This is a genomic window from Crocosphaera sp. XPORK-15E (assembly GCF_034931425.1).
Lineage (GTDB): Bacteria > Cyanobacteriota > Cyanobacteriia > Cyanobacteriales > Microcystaceae > UHCC-0190.
Map to the genome: position 1 here is coordinate 76,431 of NZ_JAYGHQ010000004.1, position 26,406 is coordinate 102,836.

Genomic DNA, 26,406 nt, shown 5'->3' on the forward strand with positions numbered 1-26,406 from the left:
TCATTTCGTAGGGTGGGCTTCCGTGAGCGTCAGCGTTCGACTGAGCCGCTCACGCCGAAGTCCGAACGGTTAGGTGGTGATATATTATAAAGCTAATTGGTTAATTAATCATCCACCGTAACCCACCCTACAAAAAATGACTTTGTAGGGGCAAGGCATCAAAAATCTATCTCTACTAACCAGAAATATTCATACTTTCGCCTTGCCTAATCTTAACGTGAAAATATTGTTTTTTCATCCTATTTAATTCAATAAATTAATCAAAAAATAGGGCATGGCATTTTGAAGGTTATTGATTAATATCACACTTTATTAATGCCATGCCCCTACAGGTAATTGTTATAAGATATCACGCTTTAAATAGGGTTGCAAAACATCAGGAACTTTAACGGTCCCATTTGCTTGTTGATAGTTCTCTAAAATAGCAGCCATTGTCCTACCAACTGCTAACCCTGAACCGTTCAAAGTATGAACATATTGAGTTCCTTTTTTTCCCTTTTCTTTAAAGCGAATATTCGCCCGTCTTGCTTGAAAATCCCAACAATTAGAACAACTAGAAATCTCTCGATAGTTATTAGAAGAAGGCAACCAAACCTCTAAATCATAACATTTTGCTGCCCCAAATCCTAAGTCTCCTGTACACAATTCTAACACCCGATAAGGCAATTTTAAAGCCTGTAAAATCGCTTCTGCATTGGCAACTAATTGTTGATGTTCTGCTTCTGAAGTGTCAGGATGAACAATTTTGACTAATTCTACCTTATTAAATTGATGAAGTCGAATAAGTCCTCTGGTATCCTTGCCATAACTCCCCGCTTCCCGACGAAAACATGGGGTAAATGCACAATGTTTGATGGGTAATTTTTCTGCTTCTAAAACTTCGCCACTATATAGATTTGTAACAGGAACTTCTGCGGTAGGGGCCAACCATAAATCATCATCAGGACATTTAAAACTTTCCTCAGCAAATTTTGGTAATTGTCCCGTTCCTTGTAGGGCAGCACTATTAATTAAAACTGGGGGCATTACTTCTATATATCCCGCAGCAATTTGTTGATCTAACATAAAATTAATCAATGCTCTTTCTAAAGCAGCACCTGCACCAATTAAAGCAATAAAGCGACTTTGAGCAATTTTAACTGCTCTTTCAACTTCTAAAATACCTAATCTTTCGGCAATTTCCCAATGAGGTAATACTTCAATTTTTGGTAAATATTCATCCCCCCATTTACGAATTTCTACGTTTTCAGTTTCATTTTTACCGATTGGGGTAGACTCACTCGGAAGGTTAGGTAATTGTAATAATAAAGCTTCTATTTCCCCTTTTAATTCTTTTTCTTTGGGTTCTAATTCACTGAGTTGAGTTTTGATGTTACTCCCTTCTTCTTTAAGAGTTTTTATCTCCTCTCCCTTGGGGTTAGTTCCGCTTTTGATTTTTTGGGGGATTAATTTACTAATTTCGTTGCTACGCGCTTGTAATTCGCTACGAGTCGCTTCTAGTTGTCTGGTGGTGCGATCGCGTTCTAAAATGGGAGTGAGATCGTATTCCATAGAAGGACTGCGACGGTTGAGTAATGCTTGTATGGTTTCTGGATTTTCTCGTATCTGTTTAAGGTCTAACACGGACAATATCACCCTGTTTTAAAGATTCCCTATGCTAGAATAGCGGATTTTGTGAGCAATAGCAGAAGTCGTAGGGGCATAATATATTATCTTTATAGGGTCAATTCATGAATTGACCCTAAATCCTAATTATAGGGCAATAATCAAATGTTAACTTCCCCTTCCCATAACCCTAATTCTATTAACCCATTCCGCAGATTTTCTGCTTCTTCTGGACTATTTTGTGCTTCATAAAGACTGACAGCTTTTATGAAAGCTTGGGAACTTTCTGGTAATTTATTTAACTTAAATAATACTACCCCAAGATTCTGATAAGCTGCCGCATAATTAGGACTCAACAAAAGTAATTTTTCATACACTGCTGCTGAATCTTCTAATTTACCCATGGCACTCAAAACCATAGCAAAGTTATAATATCCGTTGACAAAATTGGGGTCAATTTGTAGGGTTGTTTTGTAAGCTTGGGCAGCATTTCCTAAGTCTCCTACCTGCTGTAACACAACACCAATGTTATTATAAGCACCTAATTTTAACGGCGGCATTATTTCTTGTTCAATGGCTTTTTGATAATGTTTAATTGCTTTTTCATGATCTTCTTGTTTGGCGTGAATATTGCCTAAATGGTAATGCAGTTCATATAAAACATGGCTGTCCGCTTTGTTAGATTTTAAGCCTTGTTTGAGTAATTTTATGCCTTCTTTTTCTTTGCCAATTTGAAAATATAAAGCCCCTAACTTACTACAAGTATAGGGGTCATTAGGATGTTTTTCTAAAAAGCTTTCCATCGCTTTTTGGGCGCGATTATATTTGTCTAAACTTGCGATTGCTCCCGGTGTATAACCATAATGAAACACCGTGATCGCAGGTAAATCTACAATCTTCCAGTAGATTTCTGTCTTTAATAATTCCATTACACTATCATCAATTATCGCATGATAGGGACGGGCAAATTTTAGCTCCGGGTGTTTACGAAATAACCGAGAAACTAAAGAATAAGGTGACTGAGATGCCCCAATTTCATGCCGTACTAAATTAATGACTAAATTCTCATCTGTAGCAATTGCTTCTTTAATTTGTGGGGCCACTTTTCGGTTTAAAACCTCATCAGCATCAAGAATTAATACCCAATCTCCTGTGACATATTTTAAGGCCTCATTACGAGCTTCTGCAAAATCGTTACCCCATTCAAATGTTGGAATAATTGCCCCAAATTTTTGAGCAATTTCTATCGTTTTATCCGTTGATCCGGTGTCCATGACCACCATTTCATCAACGATACCTTTAACACTTTCTAAACATTTGGGTAGGTTTTCTTGTTCATTTTTAACGATCATGCAGAGGCTTAGTTTTGTCATGGTTACTCTCAATAATTCTCTTACTTGCGTTGTGGAAAGCGATCAATTTTCGCAATTCCGTAAAAAATTAATTCTTTATTACGGATACGAATGCGATCAACCCTTAGTTGTGTTCCATCTAAGGCGAATTTATCTAAGTCTAGCAAGTCATTCACATGATCAATCAAAGCTTTTCCTAAAGTTTTTGCCTTCTCATCTCCTTGATAAGTAACATCGACAAATTGTATTCTACGTCGCTCCTGTACATCAATTTGCGCTGTTATATCTAAGGCGACGGTTTCCCCGCCTTTTCCTAGCTGAATTTGACTCTTAATGGTCAGAGACTTATCCTCATTAACCAGCATTTGGGTATTCTGGAAATATAAAGATTGTCCCTCATGCTCTAACCTTTGCAATTTTTCCACCACAAAGGGAGTATTAAAAGATTTGGTTAAGTCGTCTTCGGTGAGGACAACCCGCATACTGGCTTGAGTTGGCTGTCTGAGCTTCACTTGCCCTTTAAAAATGGCACTGAAGTCAATGGAAACTGCTTGGACATATAATTCCATGTCTTCAATCCGCAGACCATTGTACATCAGCATTCCGTTGCCAATGAAGTCAAAACCGTCCACGCTGCCTTGTAATAACTTGGCGACAGGTTCGGCCCGCACCGTTGCTTCTACTTTTCCGGTTCGCTTGAATAGTGCTGCGATCGCCGCACTAACGGCTTTGCTGACGATTTGATCGCCACTTTGATTGGGGAAGGGGAGTGTACCAAACACGGCTGCTGTCATTTTCCATTACTGGGTTGTATGCTCTTTGATCTTAACATTAAGAATTATTAAGTGCTGTAACATTTGTTAACAATTCCTCCCAGTTTTGATTAACCATAGACAAACAATTATGACAATGATTGGTTTTTTAGAATGCTTCTGCCCCTAATTTACCCAGGGTTTTAGGGGTCAAACCCATGCCTAGTCTAAGGCAAATCGATTTTACCCTGATTTGATGGGTTTTCTCGATTCATAGATAAGCATTAACGATGAATTCAGATCTACTGATTAATCTAAGCTCATTTTTGCTTCGGCTGCTATGATAATTTTATGATTTCTTGTTTTTAACGAATAATTATGAGCCAAATTTTTCCGATCATACCACCACCTGCCAAAACTTTTTGGTCTTTAGGTATTTTTATTTTATTAATGGTTGGAATACTCTGTCTTTTCCTCTATATTGCTTATAGTTCTTCTCATCTTCAAGTTGAATTAAATGCTCAAGAACTTCGCATTCGTGGCGATTTATATGGACGCAATATTCCTGTAAGTTCTTTAGTGGTTAATGATGCTTCAGTCATCGAATTAGATAAGCAATCGCCTTATTCTCCCCGTTGGCGAACGAATGGAATTGGACTGCCTGGGTATCTTTCTGGATGGTTTAAGCTAAAGAATGGAGAAAAAGCACTTTTATTTGTTACTGATAAAAAACAAGTAATTTATCTGCCAACTAATGAAGATTATTCTCTTTTAATGAGTATTAAAGAACCGGAAAATTTTTTAAAATCTTTGCAAAAATTGCCTTAATATTTTTCAAAAAAAGATTGTAATTCGTTTAAAATAGGACTAATTTGTGTTTTTTGTAAGGGCAATTTATGAATTAAACCTACGTTTAGCGTCTGTGGTTAAGTTCTGAAAAAGTTATTTCCAGGAACTTAGTTCACATTTAATTAACCCGTCTAAAATATTAATGTCTTGTTGATTATTATTTTGACGCACTTTAGCTTCCATTTTAACATTGAGAAGTTCCATTAAAAGGCGAATTTTATAAGCTTTTTGTTCCTGAGTTACTACTTGATCAGGGGTTAAACTTTCTAAATTTTCTAGAGATGATTTTTGGGGATTAAATTGTAATAATTTAACCAAAGAAGCAATCACATATTTTTGTTCAGGACGAGCATTTTTTTGTAATTCAATAATAGGAATATCAACCAACTCATCAACATCTTTTTTAGATGCTTTTTGTTGTAACCAAGTTTCCGAGGTAGAAACAGGTAAATCTGATGTTTCTTCATCAACTTTAGCAAAGGCATGAGCTTCTGAATAACTCACCCGTCCATCTTTATTATAATCCGCAGAAGCAACTTTTTGACCAATACGATTAACCCCACTTAATCCAGCAAAGAAACTTGAGCTATAATCTTCATAGTCTGCTTCATTAACTTCAGGGGTACATCCCACAGATGGCAAGGTTTTAATGGTAGCAAAAAAGCCACATCGAGTTTGTTTTGCTAGGGGTTTATTCGGATCACCATTTTGATAGATAAAGTTGGCAAAAGAACCAGAAAAACATTGGGCCATCATCGCAACAATATGACTATCCTGGGGTAATTGATCTAAAGTTCTCGAAAAATTACTAACAGTTACAGGGGTATTATTCCAAAGCATAAAAGCATTATTATCAGCGTTTTCATGATTTAAAATTCCATGACCAGTAAAATAGAAAAAGATTGGTTTATTAGCAGATTGATTGTTTTTATTTTTATCAATCCAATTGATGAGATTATCAACTGTTGCAGAACCGTTTAAATTAGGAATATTAGGGATTTTAAACTTTTGTTGTCCTTGAGGATTTATGTAACGAATGCTAGGGTTGCCCTCATTTCCATTAGCAAAAAATATGCTAGTAGAAGGAGTATTAAATCCCATGTTTTTCAGGGTTCTTTGAAAATACAAAATATTTTTTTCTAGAGCAATTTCATTAGATTCAGGACTACCACCACCCCCAATTATTAAAAAATTAGGTTCCGTTGATTTTGGTTCACAAGGTTCCGTTGATTTTGGCGAAGCAGTTTGAAACAAATTACTGATTAAAGAAGTTTTAATTAAAGGTTTTTGCGGTTCTTCTGTTTCTCCTTGTATGAGGTTTAAAAACCATCCTTTAAAAGATTGTTTAAAGGTATATTCACCAGAAGAAGACTTTTCTAATAAGCCGATTAAGCTTAATGATAAAAGACAAATAATGATGTTTTGATATCGTTTAATCATGATATTTCTTGATTTAAAATCAAAGGTAATTTTTCTAAAACAATCTTAATCTCTGTTTCTTTGATTCGGTTAATTGCTTCTTCTAAACTAACCCATTCTCGTTGTCTAAAAGACGCTTCTAACCAATCAATATACAAGCTTTCAACCGACAACAGAAAAATTTGAACTCGGCAAACTCCTCCCCATTTTTCATAAGTATAAATCCCCCGTAAAGTTTGATCTACTTTGCCTTTAACTCCTGCTTCTTCGAGAGCTTCTTTCGCTGCTGATGCCTGTGGAGTCATCTTTGGTTCTATAATTCCTTTAGGGATAATCCACCGCTTTTTATTACTAGAAGTAATCAGCAAAATTTCGATCTCTCCCTGATACCAACGATAGGGAATAACGGCAGACTGTTCAATATAACTGTTCAAAGGTTGGTTTGCCATATCAAAAGCCTATCGACTATAGCGGTTAATCATTATTTTATCTATTAATATACTCAGTAGTCTGAAAATTGTTGTCATAAAATTGAGTTTTTGCCCTAAGATATAAGAAGTTAATAAAAATCTTTTCATCCAAGAATACCGCCTTGATTCACCAAGAAACCTTAAACCTTTTAGAATGGCCCCGTCTCTGCCAACATTTGGCCACCTTTGCCGCGACAAAAATGGGAGCAGTTGCAGCAAGAAACTTGCCCATACCCACAACTTTAGCAGAAAGTCAGGAGCTTTTAGCCCAAACTCAAGAAATTTACCTTCTTGAACAAACTTTAGACGCAGGATGGACTTTTGAAGGCATTACTGATGTCGGGGACTCCTTAGATAGAGCTAAAATAGGGGGTATGCTTTCAGGGCAGGAATTATTAAATATTGCCACAACTTTGGCGGGAATGAGACGGTTACGACGGGTTATTGATAATTATGAAGATTTACCTGTTTTAACCGAATTAATTACGGATATTCGCACTTATCCTGAACTAGAACAAGCCATACACCATTGTATTGATGAAGGGGGCAAAGTTGCCGAGCGAGCTAGTCCCAAATTGGGCGAAATTCGTCATCGTTTACGGGAAGTAAGAGATAGAATTTATCAGAAACTGCAAAATATTATACAGCAGAAAAGCGGCGCGATCCAAGAGACAGTAATTACTCAACGGGGCGATCGCTTTGTCATTCCCGTTAAAGCCCCCCAAAAAGAGCAAATTCCTGGCATTATTCATGATACTTCTAGCACGGGAGTAACCTTATATATTGAACCCAATTCTATTGTAGAAATGGGCAACAAACGCCGTCAATATTTACGACAAGAACAAGCAGAAGAAGAAGCGGTTTTGCGACAGTTGACGGAACAAGTGGCCGCAGTGGAAGAAGACTTAGAATATTTACTGGCGATCGCCACCCTCCTCGACTTAGCCACTGCGAGGGCCCGTTATAGTTTTTGGTTGGGAGGAAACGCCCCTCGCTTTATTGAGGAAGGGGAAACCGTCACCCTCAGACAGTTACAGCATCCCTTGTTAGTTTGGCAAGAAAAACATGAGCAGGGTTTTCCGGTAGTTCCCATTAATGTCCAGATTAATCCAAATATTCGTGTTATTGCCATTACGGGGCCGAATACAGGGGGGAAAACCGTCACCTTGAAAACTTTGGGGTTAGCGGCCTTAATGGCTAAAGTCGGCTTATTTGTGCCAGCCAAGGAACCAGTAGAACTGCCTTGGTTTGAGCAAATTTTAGCGGATATTGGGGATGAACAGTCAATAGAACAGAGCTTATCTACTTTTTCCGGTCATATTCGCCGTATTGTTCGCATTATTGAAGCTTTAGAACAGGCAGAAGTTGACAACTCTCCTCACCCCCTCATCCCCTCACCCCCTCACCCCACCCTCGTGCTTCTAGACGAAGTTGGGGCCGGAACAGATCCCGCAGAAGGCAGTGCATTGGCGATCGCCTTACTCCATTATTTAGCGGATCATGCCTTATTAACCATGGCCACGACCCATTATGGGGAACTCAAAGCCCTAAAATACCAAGATGCGCGGTTTGAGAACGCCTCAGTGGAATTTGACGATCGCACCCTTTCCCCTACTTATCGCCTGTTGTGGGGCATTCCAGGGCGGTCTAATGCCCTAAGTATTGCCCAACGGTTAGGGTTAAGTACGGACATTATTGAGGAAGCTAAGACCCGTATTGGGGGACTTTCTCAAGAAATTAATGAGGTTATTGCTGGTTTAGAAGAACAACGTAGACAACAGGAACAAAAAGCTTTAGAAGCAAAGAAATTACTACAACAAACGGAGAAATTTTATACAGAAGTGTCAGAAAAAGCTGCTTCTTTGCAGGAAAGAGAACGGGAATTAAAACGTTATCAAGACCAAGAAGTACAAAAAGCAATTGCACAAGCAAAAGAAGAAATTGCCCAGGTAATTCGTCAATTACAACAAGGAGAAAAGACGGGACAAAAAGCCCAACAAGCAACGGAAGGACTTGCTAAAATTACGCAAAAACAGTTAGCTAAAACTCCTAAACGTTCTCTGAATTATCAACCTAAAGTTGGGGAAAAGATCAGACTTCCCAATTTAGGACAAACCGCAGAAGTATTAGAAGTTTCAGAGGAAAATGAAGCGGTAATTGTGCGCTTTGGACTGATGAAAATGACCGTCCCTTTTACGGAAATTGAGTCATTAGATGGCAAAAAAGTAGAAACCAAAGTTAAGGAAAAAACCCCATCTGTTACCCCTTCACCTCAACCGTCAAAACCCCAATCTCTGCCCACTATTCGCACCTCTCAAAATACTGTTGATATTCGTGGGAGTCGAGTAGATGAAGCTGAGTCAGACTTAGAAAATGCCATTGCAAAAGCAACCGCATCGGGGGTTTTATGGATTATTCATGGCAAAGGAACAGGAAAATTAAGGGCAGGAGTTCATGAATTTTTGAAACGTCATCCCCAGATTGACAAGTTTGAATTAGCTACCCAAAATGAAGGTGGATCAGGGGTTACATTAGCTTATTTTAAATAAGAATGGGTAATCAATGAACGAGCAAACAGCTAACTATGATGAACCTTGGAAAGAAGCTTTAAATGAGTATTTTGAAGCATTTTTAAGCTTCTTTTTTCCCCATATTTATCAATTAATTGATTGGACTCAAACTCCTCAATCTCTTGATAAAGAATTGCAACAAATTATTGCATCATCGGAAACACCAACCCGCATTGCCGATAAATTGTATCAAGTTTGGTTATTAGATCAACAAGAAATCTGGATTTTAATTCATGTTGAAGTACAAAGTCAATATGAATCAAAATTTGCCCAGAGGATGTATATTTACAATTATCGAGCTTTTGATTTGTATCATAAACCTGTGGTTAGTCTCGCCATTTTAGGAGATGAACGAACCAATTGGCGACCTAATGTGTATAATTATAGTATTGGGGATTGTCGAATTAGTTTTGAATTTCCTGTTGCTAAATTACTTGATTACGAAGCAGAATGGAACGCACTAGAATTAAATAATAATCCCTTTGCTGTCATCGTAATGGCACATTTGAAAACTAAAACAACTACCACTAACCCCCAACAACGGGAACAATGGAAATGGTCATTAATTCGAGGATTATATGATAGAGGAAAGACGAAAGAAGAAATCATCAAACTCTTTCAAATCATTGATAAAATGATGACCTTACCCAAACAATTACAGCAAAGTTTAAACGAAAAAATTCAGCGTTTTGAGGAGGAAAGGACTATGCCTTTGCTTAGTAATATGGAAGAAATGGCAATAGAAAGAGGTAAAGAAATTGGCAAAGAAATTGGTAAAGAAATTGGCAAAGAAATTGGTGCATTACAAAAGAGTCATGATGCCATAATAACTGTCTTAAACGCTCGATTTAGTCAAATTACTCCAGAAATACAGGCTCAAATTCTTCAAATTCTTGATTTATCTGTATTAGAAGAAATCTTAAAATTAGCAGCAACCGTCAACTCTTTAGATGAATTTTTAGCCCGAATTACAGGTTAATTAACCAATTCTTTCAGTTCTAAATGCTGTTCAATTTCGTTTCGATCGCGGAAAACTGGACGCATTTTTCCTTCTGAATATAACGATAATTGATCCCCAATATGGGAGGAATTTGGTTGAGTTGCATTACCATAAACCATTAAAACTTTAGCCTGAATAGGATCAGAAAATTCAACGGCCATGATAAAACTATCTCCAAAAACAACCTGAAATTTTTCATCTTTGGTTGCTTGTAAATTCAACACCCGAAAACTCCCAAACATACCGGGGCCACCACTTGCGGGTAAATCTTTTTCACCTACCCGCATTCTCACCACCTCTCCCCAAGAAACATCTAATGACCCATATAACAGTTTAACTTGGGCGGCAATGCCTTCAATCACCGCAACGGCAGTATTAACATCAGCTAACCCTGATGGGGTTTCTAATGGGTTTTCAGGGTTCCAAGGTTTAGAAAAAATGCCTTTTGCTTCTAAAGTTGAGGCCCATAAGGTAAATAATACGGCCCCACGACTGTCAGCATTGGTTTGACGATCCCATTTTTTTAATACTTCTGCTGCTTCAATACCGATGGGATTTGCTAATGCTTTTGTAGTAGAAATTAGAATATCTAAAATACGATCCGCCATCACTAATTCTGAGGAGAATTTTTTCTCAATTACCTCATCTAAACTGAGTTTTTCTGACTCACTTAATAGTTGAATTGAACGCTGCGATCGCAAAATATTAGGGGCATCTCCTAGAGAAGCAGGGGTTAAATATTCGGGAAAATCTTTCGGGTTTAAAATAGGGGGATAGGTACTTGTCCAGGGGGGATCATTAGTATTTTGTAACCATCCTGTTGCGGGGTTAGCAAGACGGGGTAAATCTTGATATGAATGATAATCTGTCCATAAAAATTTTGATGTATCTCCGGGTATAATTCCCTGCCAATCTTGCCAATTTCCTTGAGAACGAATGGGGACTAATCCATTAAAAACATACAATATTTTTCCTTGTTTATCCCCATACAAAAAGTTAAATAAAGGCAGTTGTAATTGTTTTAATCCTGCTTCAAATTCTTCTAAATTCTTGGCGTTTCCTATCCGCCATAATTGTTCTAAACTGTGGGGACGATCTAACCCCGTCACTCGCAAAGCGTAACCATAATCTTTTTGTTGATTAATAATTACCCCATGAATTGACTTTTTTACTCCGAATTCTAATTCCGTATAACTGCCATTTTTTTGCCTAATTTTTAACCTTTCAGTTTCTTGTTCTAAGGGTTGTAGTTTACCATCCCAAACATAATTTTCCTCTTGTAATTTTAATTTATAAATATCAGCCCCATCAATAGGATTAACCGTAACTGTCCAACCTAAATTATCATTAAAAGCAATGGCTAAGACTGGCATTCCCACTAAGGTTGCGCCATAAAGATTTAGCCCAGGGGCCGTTAACTGTGCCTCATACCAAAGAAAAAAATCTGACCAAGGTAAATGGGGATTAGCTAATAATAATGTATGATTATTAAGAGATTTTTCAGGTGCAATTACCCAACCATTTGATCCCGCTTCTGAAGCAATAGTCTTTAAGGATTTTACGCTTTGAGGGTTAGTAAGAAAATGAAAGTGTATCACCCGTTGAAAATGGGCTAAAATATCCGTTCCTGTGATGGGTAAAACTACTTTTAATGCTTCATCAATTTCCTGGGGATGTTGAGTAATATACTCGTTAATTCCTTGAGCAAAACTATCTAAATATTGCTGCATTTCAGGACTTTGTTCTTGATACCATTGTTTGGCTCTTTTTGGAATTCCCATTGTCCTGACATATTGATCAGACTCAAGATAATTAATACCCCAATATTCTGCCCCTTTCCCTCTCGCTTGTCCATATAATTTTAAAATTAAATTGCCATGACTTTTGGTTTGGGCCCAACCAAAAGCTTTAAATAAACTGTTGTTATCCTTTCCATAAATATGAGGAACCCCCCAACTATCCCACAAAATTTCTGTTGAATTTTTACTCATGACAGGAACATTAAAAATCAATAAAACTCCCAACAGTGTACTTAATAAAATTGCGAGAAATTGCTTCATTATACCATTAATATATTTTTGGCTGTTTGTGTCTTAGTTTAAAAGCTGATCAGGAATATTTTTCGGACTTCTGCTGTTACCTTTTTTAACAACAATCATAATAATAAATGACTCGGCTAAAATCTAACTTTTCTAAAGCAGAGGGTTGAATAAAAAAGTTGCCAACCCCTGCATCTCCCCACATAATATCTGCCCCATCATCAGACACCATTTGAAATAATAACTCATAAGGTTCTATTGTTTCGTCTAAGTCCATTCTAGGATCATCTTGGGTAAAAAAGGGATAACCACCTAATTTATGTTCTTCCCCCTCATAAAACTCCAAATACTCATCTGCTAAGTCACAAAAATCTAAGTCTTCTTCTGACTCATCAGCAAAGTCTTCAATTAAATTTTCCAAGCGATAATCACAGCCACTTATTGGTTCATGTTTGTGTTCAAATGTCAAGGAAAAGCTGCCAATAAATGGCAAAAAAGTCTCCAGATCATCGATATTTGGTAAAAAACTGAAGTCAGTAATCAAATTACTTTCATCAAAATCCAGTTTATCAAAATAGAGTACCCGAAAATGAGCTTGATTGGTCATATCTTCATCATCAAACCCATACAAATCATGGTGACTATCAATATAAAATTGTAGTATTCCTTCTTTTGGAAATCCTTCTAATAGTAAGATATCAGAAAAATTGATTTGAGCTAATAAAACTAAGGGTTGTCCTTCAGGATTTTTCGGATAATCTAACGCTTTGGGAAAATAGGGATATCCCCCAAATTTACTTTCCCATAGAGTCAAACTATTGCTAAAAGTAGGGGTAATTTTAAGATAAGGCTTAATGGTAGATTCAAGCTCTTTTTTGATGGGTTCGAGTTGCTTAGGAATTTTCATAATCAATCAGGTACATAGGGAAAAAAACCAGAACTTTGGGACGGTTAATATTAACAGGATTAGGTTTTTACTTTTTACTTTCAGCCAACAGCTGAGGGTTGACTTCTAGCAATGGGTAATGTAAACCAAAACTGACAACCCTTTCCTGGGGTACTATCAACCCCAATATTGCCCCCATGAGCTTCAATAATCTGGCGACATTGATAAGATCCTAACCCAATTCCTGTCCTACGTCTATCATGTAAACTACGAAGATACAATTTAAACAATTGCTCACATTGTTGTTGTCCCATACCAATACCATTATCACTTAACCGACAGCAGATCATTCCTTCCTCAACCGTTGCTTCAATGGTTAACTGAATACCAGGAGGATTATGTTTCAAAGAATTAGCTAAAATATGATCAAATAATTGATGTAATTGTTCAGCATCGCCATAAATAGGTGGTAAATCATCGAAAATTATCGGAGTTAAAGTTGCTTGATTTTCTTCTAATAACGGCTGCCAATCTTGAGCCAGTTGCTCAATAAAATCTTTTAAAGATAGGGGTTGAAAATGTACAACTAATTGTCTTTGTTCTGAAAAATGATCTTCTGACAGAGCATTAATTAAAGCCAATTGTCGATCGCTACTATTAATCATCCGTTCCAAAATAGAACGGGAGAGCATTAAACTCTCCCCAGGGCGATGTTGCAAATTTTTCAATAACATTAACAGTCCCATAATAGAGGTGCGTAAATCATGGGAAACCGCTTGTAAAAAAACGGCTTTCATATCATGTAATTCCTGAACTTCTTGCATCTTTTCTTGTAATTGACTGGTGCGATCTTCTACTTGTTTTTCTAAATTACAATTGAGTTGTTGTACTTGTTGATAAAGTTTTGCTTGACTCATAGCAATCATCACTTGACCCGCCAATTGTTCTAATAATCTTACTTCTTGTTTTTGCCAATGACGCACCCCTGAACATTGATGAGCAACTAATAAGCCTAATGGTTTACCATCTAGATGTAAAGGAACCACTAAAGCCGCTTTAATCTGATAAAGTTGAGTATATTGTTCCACCCCTGACGATAAATTTAAGAGAGCAATATCATCAGCAATAAATGTTTGGGCCTGAGTAAATAAAGAGGGTAAATCTGTTAATAAATCATCTCTAGCACTGCCCCCCAATAAACTAGGGTAATGAGAAGAAACCGATTCCGCCACCACTTCAATGCGTCCCCCATCTTGCCAAGAAGCAATAAACACCCGATCCCCGTGCATTAATTGACGAATTTCCTCGACTGTTGTTTGAAAAATCTGGTCTAAATCCAAAGATTGACGAATTCGCAAAGCCACTTCAGCCAAAAGGCGATCGCGCTCTAAAGTCACTCTTAACTGTTTTTCCACCAGTTGCCTTTCTGCTACTGCTGCTGATAATAGTAGAGCAGTCGCGGTGACAATAATAATAAACATTTGTAATAACAGCGTGGCTTGGGGCAAATTATTCGTTTGCATCACAAAGGAGCCAACCCCTTGACGGGTTCCGGTGATCGCCAATAAGGACACAAATAGACTGCCTAAAACCGCCCCCCAAGTTTGGAAACGAATAGCAGCCCAAACCACAATAGGAAAGGGTAAATATTCCAAGTATTGAGCATTACTTAAGCCCCCGTCTAAGAGATTAGAGGCTTTCCCATGGTAGTCAAACACCAGCCAACCTAACCCTAGTAAAAGGCTGCTACAAATGGCTACTTCGATGATGCGCTCTCGCTTGTGTTGACGAAATAACGCCCCCCTGTCTAGTTGTAAACGCAATAAAAAAGGGGTAATCACTAAAATTCCGCTACAGTCTCCGAGCCATAACATCCACCATTGTTGGCCAAAATTTTCCCAAGTCAAATACCCCATCAACAACCGAGAAACAGTATCTACGGTTCCATTGAACAAAGACGCAGCCATGCCCGCCAAGAGGATCAAAGCGGTTACATCTTGAATTCTAGCGAGGCGGGGAGAAAACTTGCACCAGCGCAGCAACTTCAGCCCCATTAAGCCAGCAAGGGTACTCCCAGCGGCGGAACTGAGGGCTAGTCCGAAACTGGCTCCCAAGCTTAACATTAAAAGGGCATCACCGAGAAAAATACCGAGCCAAATCTCCTCTCCATAGATTAATAGGGCGGTTAAGGCAATTCCGGCCGGAAGCCATAACGGAGACACTTCTGCTCCGATTTCCATTCCCCACTGAGCTAAACCACCCCCACCCCAATAAGCGAGAGTGACGAGAGCGAGTTTGACCAACTTGGACGAAAATTGATGACGATCTAAGGTCATAATATTTAAACATCTCACTCTAACTAAAGAGTGCCTAACTTCAGAATTGTTTTACCTCCCCTAGATGGGTGAATTTAAGCATAACTTACAGATTTTGTGAAGATCTCTCCTCAAAAATTACTGATTTTTTTAGGTTTTTGGGACAGGATGACAGGAACAGGCTACAGTAATAACATTAATACTCGTTCAAGAACAATGCGTATCTTAATTGTAGAAGACGATCCCTTGATGCAGTTAGGCTTAGAGCAAGCTCTTAGCGAATATCCTAACTTTGAAATCGTGGGACAAGCTGAAGATGGCTATACCGGGGTACAGAAGGCGTTGGAACTGAAACCGGATTTAGTCGTCATGGATATTGGTTTACCGCGCTTAGATGGCATTGCGGCCACGAAACAAATTAAGGAAAAATTGCCCAATACTCATGTGGTAATGTTAACCTCTCATACGTTACAAACTGAGGTAGTGGCAGCTTTATCCAGTGGGGCCGATGCTTATTGTATTAAAGGGGCCAGTTTAGAGCGGTTATTAGCGGCGATCGAAGCGGCACAAGATGGAGCGACTTATCTTGATCCCCAAATTGCTAGATTAGTATTAGATAATCTTAAACCACCGGCCCCTGAACCTAATCAGAATATTAGTTTATTATCGGAGCGTGAGTTAGAAGTTTTAAAGTTAATTGTGGAAGGAAAAAGTAACAATGAAATTGCAGAAGATTTGTATTTAAGTACCAATACGATTAAAACCCATGTTCGAGGTATTATGAATAAATTGGCCGTTGATGATCGGGTACAAGCTGCGGTTGTGGCTTTGCGTTCTGGTTTGGTATGATAATTCTTCAATTAAAAGCTTGTGTCTCTATCACTCAAATTCAATTTTTTCTATGACAATAAAAAGTAAATTTGAACAATATCAAACTCTAAAAAAGAAGCTAAATATCAGATACAAAGGATATAATTTGGCTGAAATTATTGCGTTGGATATTATTGTTCATGTATATGGAAGAGTAGATATTAGTAAAATATCTTATCAACAACTGAAATCTAATTTTCAAAAAGTTCCTAATCTTAAAAAAATTAAAAAAATTTTGTCATCAGAGAAAGAAGTCTTATTCACTTTACCTCATTATCAATCCCATAGAAAGGATTATCTGGAATTAATTGAGATAATTATGTCTAAGATTTCTGGGAGTAAATTGGAGATCATAAACATTCCGAATCAATCGAAAAGCATAGAGCGATTAGAAACCCTTTCTATGATAATAAACGTTATGAGAAGCACCATAGGGTTTCTTAATCTTAAAGAAATTATTTACTTTAGTGCTAAGCTCCTTTTTTATAAAAGAGCAATTGAGATATTGGAGGAAATTGATCCCAATGATATTAAAATCAAAAAATATATTGCTTTTAACGCTGCTCTAAACTATGAAAATCTTATAGTTGCTTTTTTAAAACGAAAGGAAATACCGACGTACTCTTTACAACACGCTATTGTAGATAGATATTTTTGTGATCAAGACTCACCCCCTTATGATTTAATTAACATTGAGAATATGACCGCTAATTATTTATTATGTTGGAGTCAGGCAACGGTTGATCAGATTAAAAATCACGGAATTCAGAATACCAAGTTGCTATTAGCAGGAAGTCCTAAATATAATCAAATACAAATATCATCAATCAAACAATCATTTCGGAGTGGTCTAATTTTTTTTGGAGGATTAGGAGATGAATCAATTAATCTAGAAGTTTTGAATGTGATTCGAGAATTATTAAAAGAACAAGATATCAAGTGGGCGATTAAATTACATCCTCAACACTTCAAGTCTCTAGATTACAGAAAAATTATAGAACAATCTGGAATACCTTTAGTTTCTTGCGATCAAACTCTATCTACACTTCTTACCGAAGATAAATTTGATTTCACTATTTCCTACAATCTAACCACAACGGTTTATTATGAATCGATGTGCTATGGTGTTTTATCATTTAGATATTCGCCAGATAAGAAAGCAAGTGAATACGGTCTTGAAGATGATGTTTTTTCTAGTGCAAAAGAACTAGATCAAAGGATAATTGATTTTAAGCAGATGAACCAAAAATTATTGATCACTAGAGTTCAAGAAATGCTAGAATACACCATAGGTCTTAAGATTAATTCCTACCACAAATATTTATCGTTAGAATAACAGTTTAACTAGCAAACTAATCAAGTTAATCCCTAAAATAAATTGTATTATGATTACCATCTTAACTCTTTGTTCAGCCAACTATTTAGCACAAGCTAAAACCCTAGGTGATTCACTATTACTTCATAATCCTAGCTATAAATTTGTGATTGGATTAGTAGATAGAATTGATGATAAGCTAGATGCTTCTTATTGGGAACCTTATGAGATAATCGAGTTAGAGCAGATAGGAATTCCCGAACTTGATAAGATGATTGATAGGTATAATATTGTAGAACTTAATACGGCTGTGAAACCGTTCTATATGGAATATCTCTATCAGCGTGATCCTAATATTGAATCGGTTATTTATTTAGATCCTGATATTTTTATTTACAATGATTTCAAAAATTTAGAAAATAAATTAAAGTTATACAATATCATCATAACACCCCATAGCTTTACGATGGATAATACTGATATTAATATTTACTATGAGAAAATAATGCTCAGAACAGGGTTATATAACTTGGGATTTATAGCAACAGCAAGAAGCGAAAAAACATTTGAATTTTTAAACTGGTGGAAAAAAAGACTTGAAAAATATTGCTTTTATCAACCTGGTTCTGGATTATTTGTTGATCAAATTTGGGGAAACTTTATTCCCTTATATTTTGAGAAAGTTTACATTGAAAAAAACCCTGGTTATAATGTATGTTACTGGAATTTCTTTGAAAGAAGTCTTAGTTATTCAGACAATCAATATTGGGTCAATAGTGAAACAAAATTAACCTTTTTTCACTTTAGTGGATATAATCCATTAAAATCGGATAAAGTAGCAAGTAGAGGTTACTTAATACCAGAAAATTTTCAAGAAAAAGTTAAGCCTATCTATGAGAATTATAGACAAAAATTATTAGATAATAATTATGAAAACTTAATTAAACTAGAATGTTATTTCATCACAGAACAAAAAAGGAGAAAACTAGAGAAAGCTAGACAAAAAGAAAACAGATTAACTCAGGGAGAAAAATTAAATAAAAATCTCAAGGAAAACTTTAAACAACTTGTTTCTGGTCTTCCCAATCCCATGAAAAAAGTGTTAAAAAAAGTCAATACCCTAATTTTAGATAGCCTATAATTGTCACTAAAACTTAATTATCATGAATAAAAAACCATTAATTTCTGTGATCCTTTGTAACTATAATTATGGTCAGTTTATTGGCCAAGCTATTGATAGCGTGATTAACCAAACCTACTCAAACTTTGAGCTAATTATCGTTGATGATGGTTCAACAGATGATTCTAAAAAAGTCATTAACTCCTATAAAGATCATCGTATTCAGACAGTTTTTAAAGAAAATGGTGGACAAGCTTCTGCATTTAATGAGGGGTTTACTGTAGCGAAAGGAGAGATTATCTCTTTTCTAGATAGTGATGATTGGTGGAAACCAGAAAAACTAGAAATAATTGTTAAATGGCACAACTTTCTAGAAGGAAGTTATGCAATACTTCAACATGGACTTGAGATCTGGTCAGATGGAAAAACAAAGCCCTATAAGTTAGTTTTGCCAACAGGGGACTGCTTTGAAGAAATGAAAAAAACCAAAAATATTGACTTCTTTGTTCCGACATCGGGACTTTCTTTTCCTAAAAGTATCCTTGAAAAAATTTTTCCTCTACCAACAGAATTTCGGATTTGTGCAGACGCTTATATAATGAGAACAGCCTTTGTATTTGGTCTAGTTTACTCAATTCCTGATTACTTAAGTTTCTATCGAAAACATAACAACACAACTTTCAAAAATAAAAATTTTGACCATCAAGAATTCTTTAAAACCATTCTTTTTCCTAAACTTTATGAATTTTATAAGAATCAAGAACTTAATTATCCCCCTAATTTATTTGAGAAAAAATTTAAACATCAGAAAAAAACCAGAAAAGTTGACCAATTACTTCATAGAATAAAATTAATTTTGAAAGTTTAAATTAGCTATTATTCAAAAAAGCTAGAAAAAATCTAGATAAATTTATGTTTTAATTGTAAAGTAAGATCAAAACAATGGAGGTTATCATGAAATTTTCAGAAGAAACATTATTAGCGACCTATCCCTTTAAAAGTTCTAACCCTCTTTTAGTGGATGTAGGGCGTTAACTATTCTATTAAGGATTAAGAAAATGTCTAAAGTATCTATCGTCATTCGCTGTTACAATGAAGAACAACATATTGGTCGATTACTTAGCGGTTTAATTCAGCAAACGGCCAAGGATTTAGAGATTATTGTGGTTGACTCTGGTTCCACAGATAGCACAGTTTCGATCGCCTCTCGTTATCCCATCAAACTATTATCGATTAAACCGGAAGAATTTTCTTTTGGACGGGCCCTTAATTTAGGCTGTGAAGCAGCAACAGGGGAATTTATTGTCATTGTCAGCGCACACGTTTATCCTGAATATCAAGACTGGTTAGAAAAATTAATTGCCCCCTTTGATGATCCCGATATTGCCTTAACTTATGGCAAACAAAGAGGAAATGAAACCACAAAATATGCCGAACAACAAATTTTTATGACTTGGTTTCCCGATCATAAAACTATTGTTGATCAAACTCATCCGTTCTGTAATAATGCTAATGCCGCTATTCGGCGATCGCTTTGGAAACAAATTCCCTATGATGAAAGTTTAACAGGATTAGAAGATTTAGATTGGGCCAAAAAAGCCATTGCTTTAGGATATCGCATTACCTATGTTCCCGAAGCGGAAATTATTCATGTTCATGATGAAACCCCTAAACGGATTTATAATCGTTACCGTCGGGAAGCGATCGCCCTCAAACATATCTATCCCCAAGAATATTTTTATTTTCGGGATTTCTTGCGTTTATTTATCACAAATTTAATTAGTGATTATTTTCATGCTTGGCATGATCGGGTATTAATTAGCAATTTTTTCTCCATTCCGATCTTCCGTTTGATGCAATTTTGGGGAACCTATCAAGGGTTTACACAGCAAGGAATGATTAACATTCAACTTAAGCAAACCTTTTATTATCCTCGTCGTTTATCCCGCCAAAATCAGTCATCTCAATTGGATCAAAACCGTCCAACTATTGACTATTCTAATCACTCAAAACCCCTAGAAAAAATTTAGTAATCTAAGGAGAATAACTTTGCCTAACTATATTGATGTTTCGGTGTCTGTTTCCCCTGAATTACCCTGTTGGCCCGGTAGTCCCCCTGTTAAGTTTAACCGTGATTTAGAGTTAGAAAAAGGGGATATTGCTAACGATACCAGTATTCAGTTTAGTGTCCATACAGGAACCCATATTGATGCGCCTTTACATTTTGTTAAAGGGGGAAATAGTGTTGATCTAGTGTCTTTAGATGTATTAATTGGTAAAGTCTATGTTGCTGATTTATCCACCGTTGATGTGATCACAATGGAAACCCTTGAAGGCTTATCCTTACCCACCGGAATTGAACGGTTATTATTGAAGACAAAAAACTCCCAATTATGGGAGAATAAAGTGAGGGAATTTAACCGTGATTTTGTGGCAATTACCGCCGATGCAGCCCAATGGTTAGTGAATCAAGGTATTAAATTAGTTGGCATTGATTATCTGTCCATTCAACGCTTTTATGATGGGCCAGAAACTCACCAAATTTTATTACAATCATCTGTGGTTATTATCGAAGGACTAAACTTAACTAATGTGTCTGCGGGAGTCTATGAATTAATCTGTTTACCGATTAAATTGGAAGGAGTTGAAGGTGCGCCAGCTAGAGTGATTTTACAAGAAATTTGAAGTCATTGTCATTATTTTTTATTACACAGACTTAATGCTTCTTCATAGGAAATCTTCGGAAAAATCTCTAATTTTCCGTCAACTGTGGCATCATAAATAATGCGGCCAGAACGTTCATAATTAAATTTAGCGATTCGATAGGACAATTCTGAGCCTTCTAAATCAGGTAATTGCCATTCCTTATTGGCAAAATAATTAGGACTAAAATGATTCATATCATCCCCTTTTAATGTTTGCTTTTCATTGGGTTTTCCAACAGCTTTAAAATTATGATCTACCCCAATTAAAAAAACTTGCTTAAAGCCCATATAAAAAGCAATTTGCATTGCGACATAAGTCACTGTATAGCCTTCGTTAATTTTCTGGGCAATATTAGATGAAAAATGACAAGTTGATGAGGTGAGAACAAAATAAAGATTGTCGGGAATGTTTAAGGGATTTTCTTGCTTTTTGCGATATTCACAAAAGGATTTAAAAGAGAGAAATGAAGGACAAGAAAGAGCAGTAAAATTGTTAACACTTTGTTCAATCACTAAAGGATTAACAGACACATGATAACTTAAGTTTAAATTGACTTTTTCAAAGATTAAATAAATCTTATTAAGTCCAAAAGTATGAACCTCTTTTAAAGGATTAAGATCCATTTGATTGAGGGATGGGCCATTACCAATAATAAAACAACTTTCTCCTCGATGACAATTTTTAAATTGTTGTAACCGTTTAGAATGTTTTAGGTACCATTCATAATACTCTGCTCTTTCAATTCCATAATCGTGAACATCATGGCTATAATTAAGGGCTAATCTTACTCTCTCTTTGAGGGGTTCAAGGCTTTTGCTTAATATGGTATTCATGGGTTAATCTTTGCTTGGTTGGTTAATAATAATAAACTTTATTCCGTACTTAATCTAATGGTTGCCCCCCCATCTACAACTAAAGTTTGACCTGTCATAAATGAAGACATTTCATGACTAATTAAAAAGAAGATTCCCTGAGCAATTTCTGAGGGTTTTCCCACTCTACCAATCACCGTTTTAGCCGCTAATTGATTCATTAACTCATCCACATTATTGCCTGAAAGATGACCCCTTTCTAACCCAGATTTTAACATAGGGGTATCCACAGCACCTGGTAAAATGGCATTGACGCGGATGTGATCTTTGGCCCATTCAATGGCTAAGGCACGGGTAAACGCCACTAACCCCCCTTTACTCGCTGCATAGGCCGCAATATTGGCCGAGGTGGCGATCGCATGAACAGAACTCACATTGACCAAACTCCCCTGACTGGCTTTTAATAAGGGATAGGCCGCTTTAGCGAATAAAAATGCTGACCGTAAATTCACCGTCATCACTTGCTCCCATTCTGTCACATCCATCTCAACCAGAGGTTTACAAATTTGCACGGCCGCATTATTAATTAACCCGTCTAGTCTATCAAGTTTCTGCACCACTGACGCAATTTGAGTCTCATCAGAGACATCCGTTATTATATAATCATCAATATCGGTCAATTGGACATTTTTTTGACGATCTACCCCAATTACTGACCATCCTTGATGGGTAAAATGTTGGGCTGTTGCTTGGCCAATACCTCCCGCGACTCCGGTAATTAAAACAACAGGTTTCATGAGTTTTCCTCGGCAGCGCGTTTTAAATCTCGGACTAAATTATCAATGGCAATTTGATTAACTCGTAGCACAGCTTCTCTGGTATTAGAACTATTATGACTGCCCATAATTACCTGTTCATAGTTTACCAAAGGATTATCGGTTGTCATGGGTTCCGACTCAAAAACATCGAGGGCAACTCTCCCTATTTTACCACTTTCTAAGGCAGCAATAAGGGCTTTTTCATCCACAATAGGGCCGCGAGCAACATTAACTAACCAGGTGCCATCTTTCATCAGATTAAATGCTTTTTCATCCAACAAATGATGGTTTTCTGGGGTTAAATTACAGGCTAAAACAATACAGTCTGCTTGTTGAAATAATTCACCTAAATTAACTTGTTTTAAGTTAATTTCTTGGCATAATTGAGCATCAATGGGGCGCACATCATAGCCCAATAAATTCATACCCATGACCTGAAATCGACGAGCGATCGCAATACCAATACTTCCTACCCCAATAATACCAGCAACCTTACCCCGTAAAGAAGTACCTTGAATTTTTAACCAATTTCCTTGACGCACTGCTGCATCAATTTTGTGTAATTGTCGGGCTAGTAATAGGGTATAACCAAGGGCAACATCTGCTACTTCATCCCCAAAAACATTGGGAGTATTCGAGGTATAAATCCCTAATTTTTTGGCGGCTTCTAAATCAATCGCATCTACCCCAATTCCCCATTTAGCTAAGACTTTTAATCTACCTTTTTTACCAATTTCTAACACTTTCGCACTAAAGGGATCATCACCAGCAATCACTCCATCAAAATCAGCAATGATTTGACAAAGTTCATCTTCACTAAGTTGTTGAACAATGTTGGGGGTGACAACTTCAAGATTTTCCAGTTTAAAGCGTTCTTGACAGCTATCAATGGAGGCCAACATGGGGGGACAAGTAATCAGAATTTTCCAAGTCATCTGAGTTATAATTGTTTAATTGGATTATTTTTAATTGTTAATCATTAGTGGCTTTTTGTCTAGTCTGATAGAGTAATTCCGCAATCCGAAAATCTACTTCTTCATCAATATCCCAAGCTTCATCTCGTTCAATTTCAATCATGAGAGGTTTATAACCAATCCGATTTTTTCTCTCCTCTAAGATAGTTTTAGTAAAGATATAGAGATTAGAATTCTCTTCATAGACTGGGGGTAGATCTTGGGTTCTTAGTAAAATATTTGGATCATGATTCATTGCTTTACCCTCTGCATCATACAAGCGGGTTTGTAAACGAGTGACCCCAAATAAACTATCATAGTCAGGACTGTTAAAAAATAAATCAATTGCCTTAGAAATTGTTGTCGATTTTAATAAAGGGTTAGTGCTGTGGGTTTGTAAATAATAATCTGCGGGAACTTGCGCCACAGAATTCAGTAAAACATCATTCATTGGTGTCATTCCAGATCTCAAATGTTCGGGACGTAAAAGAACTTTTACTGAAGGAAAATTTTGCTGTGCATCTTCAATTATATTTGGACTGTCTGTATCAATACAAACTTGAGTAATCTGAGGACAGTTAAGTAAACTTTCAACAACATAATGATAAAGCGGTTTGCCAGCAAACAAACGGTAATTTTTGCCAATGACTCGCTCACTAGAGTGACGCATGGGAACAAAAGCGACAATCGTTGGTTGTGGTGAATTAGCAGCCATAAGGAATGTTTAATGCTTATAATTAATTCTTTTAGCATACACCTTATCTGTTCACTTTTAATTGTTATACTAAAGAATACTGCTAATTTTGGGAAACAATGTTAGACACCCTTGATCTTAAATTAACCCTTGATAAAGAAACCTATCAGTCTCAAATAGAAGCATTGATGCGACAGTTGCGATCGCTAGAAAAAGACTGTTGGGATAATAACCTTCCTGTCGTCATTGTCTTAGAAGGTTGGGCTGCTGCGGGGAAAGGTAAGTTATTACAGAAAATTATTGCTTATATGGACCCCCGTGGGTTTGCGGTTCATCCCATTTTAGCAGCAACGGAACGTGAAACAAAATATCCCTTTCTCTGGAGATTTTGGCATAAATTACCCCCTAAAGGTAGCATTGGCATTTTTTATCATAGTTGGTATACCCATGTTTTAGAAGATCGCTTATTTAAACGGGTAGCAGATGAAAGGGTTTCCTTATTAATGCGCGATATTAATGCCTTTGAACGTCAGTTAGTAGATGATGGCGTTGCGATCGCTAAATTTTGGATTCATTTGAGTCGTAAGGAGATGAAAAAACGACTGAAAAAATATGAGTCTGATGAGTTAGAATCTTGGCGGGTGCGTCCTGAAGATTGGCAACAGGCTAAGCATTATGATGAATATGCAGCTTTGGCTGAGGAAATGTTAACCTATACCAGTACGGGTCATGCTCCTTGGACATTGGTAGAAGGGGACTGTCAATACTGGGCGAGAGTTAAGGTATTATCCCAGATAGTTGCTACCATTACCCAGGCTTTAGACCGTCTAAAACTGCCGAAAACTGATATTCCGGCCCTACCCCCGCAAACAGAATTACAACCCACAGAACCGGATTTTTTAGAGAAGGTAGACTTAAGTTTGCATCTCCCTAAAGATGATTACAAACAACGGTTAGGAGAAGCGCAAATTAAACTGCGACAGTTGCAATTAAAGATTTTTAAGAAAAAGGTTCCGGTTTTAGTCTTATTTGAAGGTTGGGACGCAGCAGGTAAGGGAGGGGCAATTAAACGTCTTACTGATACTTTAGATCCTAGAAGTTATAAAGTCAATGCGTTTGCTGCCCCAACTTTTGAGGAGCAAAAACATCATTATTTATGGCGATTTTGGCGACATATTCCTGGAGGGGGAACCATTGGAATTCTTGATCGTAGTTGGTATGGACGGGTATTAGTAGAAAGAATTGAAGGGTTTGCCTCTGAGTTAGACTGGAGACAATCTTATAAGGAAATTAATGAGTTTGAAATACAATTAACTACCGCAGGATATGTGTTAGTTAAGTTTTGGCTACATATTAGTTATGAGGAACAATTAAGACGGTTTGAGGAGAGAAAAGATAGCTCTTTTAAAAGTTATAAATTAACGGATGAAGATTGGCGAAATCGGGAAAAATGGCCCTTATATTATGTGGCAGTTAATCAAATGGTTGCTCGTACCAGTATACCCTCTGCACCTTGGTCTATTGTACCAGGAAATGATAAATATTATGCTCGTGTTCATGTGCTAGAAACCGTAATTAATGCCATTGAAGCAGAGTTAAAACGACGTTCATAAGAAAGCCCACCACCTACCAAACTTACTGTAGGGTGGGCATGATCTAAAAATTTAATTGATGTACATAAATGAGAATAAGAATGCCCACCACCTAGCCATTATTAATCACATTGTACAAGAATGGTGGGCAAGGGCTTATTTTTCATCTCAATTTTCTCTGACTGTTAATCTTGCCCACCCTACGGGGAATACTGAGTTAAAACGACGTTCATAAGAAAGCCCACCACCTACCAAACTTACTGTAGGGT

The 26,406-nt window shown here is 36.8% G+C and carries 22 protein-coding genes; 10 read left to right on the top strand and 12 right to left on the bottom strand.

Annotated features, from left to right (window positions below; all coding sequences use genetic code 11):
* Positions 1–339 precede the first annotated feature (339 nt).
* From serS to VB691_RS04455, 3 genes are all read right to left on the bottom strand, one after another.
* Positions 340–1,623, bottom strand: coding sequence for a serine--tRNA ligase (gene serS, locus VB691_RS04445; protein ID WP_323290261.1), 1,284 nt, complete (start codon positions 1,621–1,623; stop codon positions 340–342).
* Positions 1,624–1,766: 143 nt separating this feature from the next.
* The gene (locus VB691_RS04450; protein ID WP_323290262.1) at positions 1,767–2,978 is read right to left on the bottom strand and encodes a glycosyltransferase; all 1,212 of its coding nucleotides are present in this window, start codon (positions 2,976–2,978) and stop codon (positions 1,767–1,769) included.
* A gap of 20 nt (positions 2,979–2,998) precedes the next feature.
* Positions 2,999–3,751 (bottom strand): DUF2993 domain-containing protein, encoded by a 753-nt coding sequence (locus VB691_RS04455; RefSeq protein ID WP_323290263.1) that lies wholly within the window; start codon positions 3,749–3,751, stop codon positions 2,999–3,001.
* A 336-nt stretch (positions 3,752–4,087) separates the two neighbouring features.
* On the opposite strand from VB691_RS04455, the gene VB691_RS04460 reads away from it, so the two are divergent.
* The gene (locus VB691_RS04460; protein WP_323290264.1) at positions 4,088–4,537 is read left to right on the top strand and encodes a PH domain-containing protein; all 450 of its coding nucleotides are present in this window, start codon (positions 4,088–4,090) and stop codon (positions 4,535–4,537) included.
* 114 nt (positions 4,538–4,651) lie between these two features.
* Here the strand turns inward: VB691_RS04460 and VB691_RS04465 are convergent, their stop codons facing one another.
* The gene (locus VB691_RS04465) at positions 4,652–5,998 is read right to left on the bottom strand and encodes a Caspase domain-containing protein (RefSeq protein WP_323290265.1); all 1,347 of its coding nucleotides are present in this window, start codon (positions 5,996–5,998) and stop codon (positions 4,652–4,654) included.
* On the bottom strand, positions 5,995–6,426 hold the full coding sequence (locus VB691_RS04470; protein ID WP_323290266.1) for an NUDIX hydrolase: 432 nt from the start codon (positions 6,424–6,426) through the stop codon (positions 5,995–5,997). Before VB691_RS04470 ends, VB691_RS04465 begins: the two co-directional genes overlap by 4 nt.
* 143 nt (positions 6,427–6,569) lie before the next feature.
* Between VB691_RS04470 and VB691_RS04475 the strand changes: the two genes are divergently transcribed.
* Both VB691_RS04475 and VB691_RS04480 read left to right on the top strand, forming a co-directional pair.
* Entirely contained in the window at positions 6,570–8,996 is a 2,427-nt protein-coding gene (locus tag VB691_RS04475; RefSeq protein ID WP_323290267.1) for an endonuclease MutS2, read from the top strand.
* Between the two features lie 13 nt (positions 8,997–9,009).
* On the top strand, positions 9,010–9,996 hold the full coding sequence (locus VB691_RS04480) for a hypothetical protein (protein WP_323290268.1): 987 nt from the start codon (positions 9,010–9,012) through the stop codon (positions 9,994–9,996).
* Here VB691_RS04480 and VB691_RS04485 read toward each other — a convergent pair.
* From VB691_RS04485 to VB691_RS04495, 3 genes are all read right to left on the bottom strand, one after another.
* Positions 9,993–12,077: an acylase gene (locus VB691_RS04485; protein WP_323290269.1), complete on the bottom strand. Its 2,085-nt coding sequence runs from the start codon at positions 12,075–12,077 to the stop codon at positions 9,993–9,995. The genes VB691_RS04480 and VB691_RS04485 overlap by 4 nt on opposite strands.
* Before the next feature lie 85 nt (positions 12,078–12,162).
* Positions 12,163–12,963: a YwqG family protein gene (locus tag VB691_RS04490; RefSeq protein WP_323290270.1), complete on the bottom strand. Its 801-nt coding sequence runs from the start codon at positions 12,961–12,963 to the stop codon at positions 12,163–12,165.
* An 80-nt stretch (positions 12,964–13,043) separates the two neighbouring features.
* The gene (locus VB691_RS04495; protein WP_323290271.1) at positions 13,044–15,278 is read right to left on the bottom strand and encodes an MASE1 domain-containing protein; all 2,235 of its coding nucleotides are present in this window, start codon (positions 15,276–15,278) and stop codon (positions 13,044–13,046) included.
* A 195-nt stretch (positions 15,279–15,473) separates the two neighbouring features.
* Here VB691_RS04495 and VB691_RS04500 point away from each other — a divergent pair, with 195 nt between their 5' ends.
* The 6 genes from VB691_RS04500 (at position 15,474) to VB691_RS04525 (ending at position 21,247) form a co-directional block, all read left to right on the top strand.
* Positions 15,474–16,106, top strand: a complete 633-nt coding sequence (locus VB691_RS04500; RefSeq protein WP_323290272.1) for a response regulator transcription factor — start codon at positions 15,474–15,476, stop codon at positions 16,104–16,106.
* Positions 16,107–16,158: 52 nt separating this feature from the next.
* A complete protein-coding gene (locus VB691_RS04505) occupies positions 16,159–17,463 on the top strand; it encodes a hypothetical protein (protein ID WP_323290273.1) in 1,305 nt (434 codons plus the stop codon).
* 49 nt (positions 17,464–17,512) lie between these two features.
* Positions 17,513–18,583 carry a hypothetical protein gene (locus VB691_RS04510; RefSeq protein ID WP_323290274.1) on the top strand — a complete coding sequence of 357 codons (1,071 nt, stop codon included), beginning with the start codon at positions 17,513–17,515 and terminating at the stop codon, positions 18,581–18,583.
* A gap of 22 nt (positions 18,584–18,605) precedes the next feature.
* Positions 18,606–19,430, top strand: coding sequence for a glycosyltransferase family 2 protein (locus tag VB691_RS04515; protein ID WP_323290275.1), 825 nt, complete (start codon positions 18,606–18,608; stop codon positions 19,428–19,430).
* Between the two features lie 190 nt (positions 19,431–19,620).
* Positions 19,621–20,592, top strand: coding sequence for a glycosyltransferase (locus VB691_RS04520; RefSeq protein WP_323290276.1), 972 nt, complete (start codon positions 19,621–19,623; stop codon positions 20,590–20,592).
* Positions 20,593–20,611: 19 nt separating this feature from the next.
* A complete protein-coding gene (locus VB691_RS04525; protein ID WP_323290277.1) occupies positions 20,612–21,247 on the top strand; it encodes a cyclase family protein in 636 nt (211 codons plus the stop codon).
* An 11-nt stretch (positions 21,248–21,258) separates the two neighbouring features.
* On the opposite strand, the gene VB691_RS04530 is transcribed toward VB691_RS04525, so the two are convergent.
* Genes VB691_RS04530 through VB691_RS04545 form a run of 4 tightly spaced genes read right to left on the bottom strand, consistent with a single transcriptional unit; the run spans position 21,259 to position 24,566 of the window.
* The gene (locus tag VB691_RS04530) at positions 21,259–22,101 is read right to left on the bottom strand and encodes a 6-hydroxymethylpterin diphosphokinase MptE-like protein (protein WP_323290278.1); all 843 of its coding nucleotides are present in this window, start codon (positions 22,099–22,101) and stop codon (positions 21,259–21,261) included.
* 38 nt (positions 22,102–22,139) lie between these two features.
* Positions 22,140–22,877 (bottom strand): SDR family oxidoreductase, encoded by a 738-nt coding sequence (locus VB691_RS04535; protein WP_323290279.1) that lies wholly within the window; start codon positions 22,875–22,877, stop codon positions 22,140–22,142.
* The gene (locus VB691_RS04540; protein WP_323290280.1) at positions 22,874–23,833 is read right to left on the bottom strand and encodes a phosphoglycerate dehydrogenase; all 960 of its coding nucleotides are present in this window, start codon (positions 23,831–23,833) and stop codon (positions 22,874–22,876) included. Before VB691_RS04540 ends, VB691_RS04535 begins: the two co-directional genes overlap by 4 nt.
* A gap of 37 nt (positions 23,834–23,870) precedes the next feature.
* Entirely contained in the window at positions 23,871–24,566 is a 696-nt protein-coding gene (locus VB691_RS04545) for a cytidylyltransferase domain-containing protein (protein WP_323290281.1), read from the bottom strand.
* Positions 24,567–24,664: 98 nt separating this feature from the next.
* On the opposite strand from VB691_RS04545, the gene pap reads away from it, so the two are divergent.
* Positions 24,665–26,158, top strand: a complete 1,494-nt coding sequence (gene pap, locus VB691_RS04550) for a polyphosphate:AMP phosphotransferase (RefSeq protein ID WP_323290282.1) — start codon at positions 24,665–24,667, stop codon at positions 26,156–26,158.
* Positions 26,159–26,406 lie beyond the last annotated feature (248 nt).